At 71.9% G+C, this 6,555-nt stretch carries 6 protein-coding genes; 3 read left to right on the forward strand and 3 right to left on the reverse strand.

The features are described from left to right. Positions 1-2,332, forward strand: a 2,332-nt coding sequence (locus tag CLM62_RS01320) for an ATP-binding protein (protein ID WP_095748033.1), incomplete at its 5' end; no start/stop codon positions are given. 103 nt (positions 2,333-2,435) lie between these two features. Here the strand turns inward: CLM62_RS01320 and nucS are convergent. Beyond that, positions 2,436-3,107 (reverse strand): endonuclease NucS, encoded by a 672-nt coding sequence (gene nucS, locus CLM62_RS01325; protein WP_095748034.1) that lies wholly within the window; start codon positions 3,105-3,107, stop codon positions 2,436-2,438. 245 nt (positions 3,108-3,352) lie between these two features. Here nucS and CLM62_RS01330 point away from each other — a divergent pair, with 245 nt between their 5' ends. Beyond that, positions 3,353-3,745 (forward strand): SCO5389 family protein, encoded by a 393-nt coding sequence (locus CLM62_RS01330; RefSeq protein ID WP_095748035.1) that lies wholly within the window; start codon positions 3,353-3,355, stop codon positions 3,743-3,745. A gap of 82 nt (positions 3,746-3,827) precedes the next feature. On the opposite strand, the gene CLM62_RS01335 is transcribed toward CLM62_RS01330, so the two are convergent. Continuing rightward, positions 3,828-4,856 (reverse strand): LLM class flavin-dependent oxidoreductase, encoded by a 1,029-nt coding sequence (locus tag CLM62_RS01335; protein ID WP_095748036.1) that lies wholly within the window; start codon positions 4,854-4,856, stop codon positions 3,828-3,830. Between the two features lie 223 nt (positions 4,857-5,079). Between CLM62_RS01335 and CLM62_RS01340 the strand changes: the two genes are divergently transcribed. Next, positions 5,080-5,412 (forward strand): ATP/GTP-binding protein, encoded by a 333-nt coding sequence (locus CLM62_RS01340; RefSeq protein WP_095748037.1) that lies wholly within the window; start codon positions 5,080-5,082, stop codon positions 5,410-5,412. A gap of 33 nt (positions 5,413-5,445) precedes the next feature. Here the strand turns inward: CLM62_RS01340 and CLM62_RS01345 are convergent, their stop codons facing one another. Continuing rightward, positions 5,446-6,318 carry an ABC transporter permease subunit gene (locus tag CLM62_RS01345; RefSeq protein WP_095748038.1) on the reverse strand — a complete coding sequence of 291 codons (873 nt, stop codon included), beginning with the start codon at positions 6,316-6,318 and terminating at the stop codon, positions 5,446-5,448. Between the last annotated feature and the right edge of the window lie 237 nt (positions 6,319-6,555).

Here is a 6,555-nt window from a genome sequence, read left to right on the forward strand (position 1 = left end):
GCCGCCCGTGCCCCCCGGGCCGGGCCGGCCCACGCTGCCGCTCCTGGCCCGCCAGGACGAGCGCGAGCGCCTGGTACGGCTGCTCGCCCGCGGCCGCTCCGTACGCCTGACCGGCCCGGCCGGCTCCGGCCGCACCAGCCTCCTCGACGTCGTCGCCGAGGACTGCTCGGACCTCGCACCCGACGGCGTCATCCGCCTCAGTGGCTTCCACCGCACGCCGAGCGATCTGCTGTACGACCTCTTCTACGCCGTCCACAACGCGCCCCTGCACCGCCCGGGAAGGGACGAGTTGCTCGGGTACGTACGGGAGATCGGCGCGGTCGTCGTCCTCGACGACATCGAGTTCGGCGGCGCCGCGCTCGACGAACTGCTGGACGCCACCCCCGAGTGCGCCTTCCTGATCGCGGCCACGCCCGACGTGCCCGCCCCGTCCACCGAGTCCGCGATCGAAGAGGTCTTCCTCAGTGGGCTGGAGCGGGCCGACGGCCTGGAACTCCTCGAACGCGCGGTGGGCCGCGTGCTCACCGAGGAGGAGTCCAATTGGGCGGGCGACCTCTGGTTCGAGTCCGAGGGTCTGCCGCTGCGCTTCGTCCAGGCCGGGGCCCTGCTGCGGCAGCGTGACCGGATGCGGGCCGGCGTGGAGGCCGTCGACGAGTTCGGTGTCTTCGCGGACGCGCCTCCCTTCGACATTCCGGTCGACGCCCCCTACGACGCGGACGAGGGCGAGGACGTACCGCTGCCGTCCCTCGGCGAGGCCGCCGCGCCCGCCCCGCTGCTCGCCGCCCGGCTGAGCGAGTCGGCGCGCGCCACCCTGCGGTTCGCCGTCGTGCTCGGCGGCGAGGTGCCGCACCAGGCGCATCTGCCCGCGCTGGTCGGCGACACCCACGCGGACGCCGCGCTCGGCGAGCTGGCCGACTGCGGGCTGGTCTCCCCGGTCGGCGCCCGCTACCGGCTCGCCGCCGGTGTGCAGACCCAGCTGGAGGCCGCCGGATACGCCGACGACATCGAGGCCCGCGCCCTCGCCGCCGCCCAGCACTACGGCTGGTGGGCCGGACATCCCTCGGTCACACCGGAGCGTGTGTGCGCCGAGGCGGACGCCCTGCTGGCCGCCCTCGGCGTCCTGGTGCCGGCCACGACAGCGCCCGCGGAGGGCGAGGAGAGCCCCACCGTGCAGCTGGCCCGCACGGCGGCGCCCGCGTTCGCCGCGGGCGGGCACTGGAGTGCCTGGGAGCGGGCGCTGCGGTCCGGCGCGGAGGCCGCCCGGCTCGCCGGGGAGGTCTCGGAACAAGCCTATTTCCACCACGAGTTGGGCATCCTCGCGCTGTGCGGCGGCCAGTTCGACCGGGCCCGCGCCGAGTTGGAGGCCTCCATCGGGCTGCGCGGCGCCCTCGCCGACAAGCGCGGCACTGTCGCAGGGCGCCGGGCGCTGGCCCTGGTGGCCGACCGCTCGGGCACCGTTCCCGGCCTCGCCGCCACCGCGGGGGAGGAGGTGCCGGACGCCCGGTACGAGGAGTCGCAGTCGCCGCCGGGCGGCGTACCGGCGCCGTTCCCCCAGCTCCAGCGGCCCGCCGACACGTCCACCTTGGTCACCTACCAGGCCTCGGCGTCGTCGTCCTCGTCGACCGTGCCCACCGCTTCCTCTTCGTCGTCCTCGTCGACGCACAAGGCTCGGGGAGGCCTCAGGGGATTCGCCCGGCGCAACCTCGTGGCGGCCGGCGCGGGCGCGCTGCTCGTGGCCGTGCTCGGCACGGTGGTGACGCTCGGCGCCACGTCCGACAACGACACCAACCCGCCGTCCGAGCAGGTCGGCGTCAACCCGTCGGCCAGCCCGGGCGCGGACGACGGCAGCCTCGGCGCGGACAAGGCGGAGAACGACGACGACGGTTCCGGCGACACCGGCGCGACGACGAGCGAACCGACGGACCCGGGGCCGGACGGGACGTACGGGACGGCGGACGATCCGACGCCGACCGGCACCGGCACCCCGAGCGACCCGTCGGACGAGCCGAGCGGGACGCAGGGGACGAGCAGTGGGTCGCCGAAGCCGCCGACCACGTCCCCGTCGAAGCCGCCGACGTCGCCGTCCAAGCCCCCGACGTCTCCGTCGAAGCCACCGACGCCCACACCGACGCCCACACCGACCGACCCGACGACCACGCCGACCGATACGCCCACGGACGATCCGTCGGACCCCCCGACGGACGCCCCGTCGACCTCCGACTCGGCCAGCGGGCCCGCCCCCACCAGCGCCCCGGTGGAGACGACCACCTCGGCGAGCGCCCCGGAGAGCACCGACCCGGGAACGCCCGGCAACTCCGGCGACGTGATCTGAGGTTCGGCACAGCAGGGCCCGGTCCGCTCTCAACGGACCGGGCCCTGAACGTCGTAGAACTCCCCGAACTAACCGAACTAACCCGAACTACCTGAACTCCCCGTCAGAACAGCCGCAGCTTGTCGTCCTCGATGCCCCGCAGGGCGTCGTAGTCCAGGACCTGGCAGCCGATGCCGCGGTCCGTGGCGAGGACGCGGGCCTGCGGCTTGATCTCCTGCGCGGCGAAGACGCCGCGGACCGGGGCGAGATGGGGATCGCGGTTCAACAGCTCCAGGTAGCGCGTGAGTTGCTCGACGCCGTCGATCTCACCGCGCCGCTTGATCTCGACTGCGACGGTCTGTCCGTCCGCGTCCCGGCACAGGATGTCGACCGGCCCGATGGCCGTCATGTATTCGCGGCGGATGAGCGTGTAGCCCTCGCCGAGGGTCTCGATGCGGTCGGCGAGCAGCTCCTGGAGGTGTGCTTCCACGCCGTCCTTGATCAGGCCGGGATCCACGCCCAGTTCGTGCGAGGAGTCGTGCAGGACTTCCTCCATCGTGATGATGAGCTTCTCGCCCGCCTTGTTGATGACGGTCCAGACGCCCTCATCCTCGCCGCTGCCCTCCTTCAGTGTGCAAGGCGGCGACATCCAGTTCAGGGGCTTGTAGGCCCGGTCGTCCGCGTGGATCGAGACGCTTCCGTCCGCCTTGACGAGGATCAGGCGGGGGGCCGAGGGCAGGTGTGCGGTGAGCCGGCCCGCGTAGTCGACGGAGCACCGGGCAATGACGAGACGCATGGTCGGCAACGCTACTGGACGGGCCCCTGTGCACGCGATTCGGCCCAGATCATACCTGTTCGGTTGTGGCCGATTGTGTGCCTAATGAGGCTGCCCCATGTACGCATTCTGCTGGTGCGGTCACCGTCCGTTGCTTACGGTAGTAAACGGGAGGTCGCGAGATGTGTACACAGCGTGTTTGACAGCGCGAACTCCCCTTATCTGTCCGGCAACCCCCGTTGATCGGGGGTGCGAGAGGAGAACCCATGTCGCTCGACGTCTCACCGGCCCTACTCGAACAGGCCGAGCGAGGCGAGGTCGACGAAGCTGCCTTCGTCGACTGCGTCCGGACCTCCCTGCCCTACGCGTGGGAGATGATCAGCTCCCTGGTGGCCCAGCTGAAGGTCGACGGCGGTCAGTTCGCCGACAACCAGACGCCCCCGCCGGACGAGCAGGCACGCGGTCAGCTGCTGCGTGCGCTCGCGAGTGACGCGATACGCGGCGCACTGCAACGGCACTTCGGTGTGCGGCTGGCCTTCCAGAACTGCCACCGGGTGGCGGTGTTCCCGTTGGACTCCTCTGTCGACGAGACGTTGGCCCGCTTCACCTCGGTGCGCAACCAGCTGCTGAACCAGTCTCCGGAGCTACGGGACTGCTGACGCATACAGCCGCCGGCTTGCCGCTCCGTACGCGGGAGGTGCTTCAGTACCGGAGCGGCAAGCTCCCTGCCGTACAGCCAGTTCAGCCGAGGTGCGGCAGCACTTCGGCACCGAGCCGCCGTACGTTCTCCTCGGTGGCGGCCAGGTCTCCCGAGCCCTCGACCAGCAGGGCGAAGCGGGAGACGCCGGTCCGCTCGCTGGTCGCCGCGAGCCGGTCGGCGCACAGCCGTGGAGTGCCCACCGGGTGCAGTCCGCAGAGCAGTTCGGTGTACGCCAGCGGGTCGCGCATCCGGCGCTCGCGGCCGTCCACCGTGACATGGGCGCCGAGCCCCTGCTTCAGCCATCCCGGCATCGCCTTCAGCAGCGTCTCCGCCGCGTCCGTACGCCGGTCCGCGATCTGGCAGACGCCCGCCGACACATGGGCCGCGTCGAGGACCTGCTCCGGCGGATGTCCGGACGCGCGCGCGTGTTGCCGCCAGAGGGCGACCATCTCGGCCTTCTCCTCGTCCCCGACATGCATGCCCAGCAGCATCGGCAGCCCGCGTTCGGCGGCCAGCCGCACACTCTCCGGGGACGTACAGGCGACGACGACCTCGGGGCCCGCGGTCTCCGTCAGGGCCTCCGACGGCCGTGGTACGACGGCGACTTCGCGGAAGTCGAAGCGCTCGCCGGACGCCGCGACGGAGGGTTCGCGCAGCCAGCGCACCAGCAGATCGAGTGATTCCGGGAACCCCGTCTCGTACGCCTCCAGACCCGTGCCGAACACCTCCAGGTCCACCCATGGGCCGCCGCGGCCGACGCCGAGGGAGAAGCGTCCGCCGCTCGTCATGTGCAGCAGCGCGGCCTGTTCGCCGAGCGCCACGGGGTGGGTGGTGGGCAGCACGCTGACGGCGGTGCCGACCTGGATGCGGCGGGTGCGGCCGAGCAGTAACGCGGCCAGGGTGACGGCCGACGGACAGGTGCCGTACGGAACGAAGTGGTGCTCGGCCAGCCAGACGGAGTCGAGCCCCGCCTCCTCCGCGACCTCGGCCGAGCGGACCGCGCGGTGCAGCGCCTCCCCCTGGCCCTGCCCCGGGAACTGGGCCGCCAACACGAAACTTCCTACGTGCATGTGCTTTTCCTGCTTCCTTGGCTCCGACGCGGAGCTCCCCCACCCGGCATAACCGCCTGACATGTGCCGAGGACACGGCTTGGCGAAGAGATTTGTGGATTGTCTGCAGAATGCGTCGTTCGGGAAGGAGACTTGTGACGGTTGGTGACGTACGAATACCCCCGTCCGCGCCGCGTAGGCTGGACGCGGCCCGTGCTTCCTGTATAGCCCCGTGAGGTGTCCTGTGTCCCCGCGTCGCAACCGACCCAAGGGAGCCGGTTCGTCCGGCCGGAGCGCCGAGGACGACCGTCCCGGCCGCTACGGCGGCTGGCAGTCCACGGAGGACTGGCACGGCGAGGCGTGGAGCGTGCGCCATGTGGCCGGGGCAAGCGCCCAGGGCAAGGCGTACCGCTGCCCGGGCTGTGAGCAGATGATTCCGGACGGCGTTCCGCACGTCGTGGCCTGGCCCGAGCACTCGGGCGTCGACGACCGCCGCCACTGGCACAGGGCGTGCTGGAACGCGAAGGACCGCCGCACCACGCGGGTGCAGCGGTCCAGGAACGCGCCGAAGTTCTGAGAGCCCTACGGCTCTTCCGATGACAGCCCGGGCTTACACGTCCCGCTTCTCCAGCAGCGCGATGGCCCCGGCGAACGCGGCGGCCGTCACGCCCAGGATGATCCACAGCGGGTCCCAGCCGGACGGGCCGGACTCGGTGAGGGAGTTGGAGTAGAAGACGCTGAGCTGGTTCGGGATCGAGTACTCGACCAGGGCCTCGCGCAGGCTCTCCAGCGACGCCGAGAACATGAACAGCGCGATGACCAGCGGGGCCAGCACGAGCCCGATCATGAGGGTGATCGCGCCCGCCGAGTGCCGGACCACCGAGCCGACGACGAGCGAGAGCAGGCCGAGCAGCGCGATGTAGAGCGAGATGCCGACCGTGCCCTTCAGCCACTCTCCGCCGGACGGCTCCCTGGCGCCGTCCAGCAGGGCGACGTCCGCCACGGCGACGAGGAGTGCCGACGCCAGCGTGACCACGAAGGCGACCGAGAAGAACACGATGGCCTTCGCCGCGAGGACCCGGCCCCGGGAGGGGCAGGCCACCATCGTGGTGCGGATCATGCCGGTGCCGTACTCCGAGGCGGTGGTCAGCACGCCGAGCGTGATGATGCACATGCTGCCCAGCAGCAGCCCGAAGAAGCCGAACGACAGCGGGTTCTCGGGCGCCAGGCTCTCCGGGGAGGAGTTGGCGGCGACCAGCGCGCCGGCCGCCAGCCCGATGCCGACCACGAGCAGCACGAACACGCCGAGCGTCCACATCGTGGAGCGCACCGACCTGATCTTCGTCCACTCGGAGGCGATCGCGTGCCCGAGGTGCGTGCGCACGACCGGGATCGGCGAGTTGTAAGTGGGGAAGGAGGGTCCGGGAGCAGCCTGCCAGTTCGGTGCGGCGGCCTGCGGCATCGGGGGCTGGGGGGTGCTCATCGGGCGTCCTCGGGCTTGGTCGGGGCGGAGGCAGGGGTGGAGGAAGCGGGGGCCGGAGCCTGGCCCTGGTGGGCCTGCTGGGCGTACGGGTTCGGCGCACCCGCGCCGGGAGCGCCGGGCGCGGCAGGAGCGCCGTACGGACCGGCGGGCGGCTGTCCCTGCGGCCCGGGCTGCCCCTGCGGCCCGGGCTGTCCCTGCGGCCCGGGCTGCCCCTGCGGCCCGGGCTGCCCCTGTCCC

It is taken from the genome of Streptomyces sp. SA15, from assembly GCF_002291145.1.
In the GTDB taxonomy this organism is placed as follows: domain Bacteria; phylum Actinomycetota; class Actinomycetes; order Streptomycetales; family Streptomycetaceae; genus Streptomyces.

Coding starts and splice junctions, on each gene's coding strand:
- nucS (WP_095748034.1), bottom strand. CDS start 3,107: ATGCGTCTCGTCATTGCCCGGTGCTCCGTCGACTACGCGGGCCGGCTC.
- CLM62_RS01330 (WP_095748035.1), top strand. CDS start 3,353: ATGTCGCTCGACGTCTCACCGGCCCTACTCGAACAGGCCGAGCGAGGC.
- CLM62_RS01335 (WP_095748036.1), bottom strand. CDS start 4,856: ATGCACGTAGGAAGTTTCGTGTTGGCGGCCCAGTTCCCGGGGCAGGGC.
- CLM62_RS01345 (WP_095748038.1), bottom strand. CDS start 6,318: ATGAGCACCCCCCAGCCCCCGATGCCGCAGGCCGCCGCACCGAACTGG.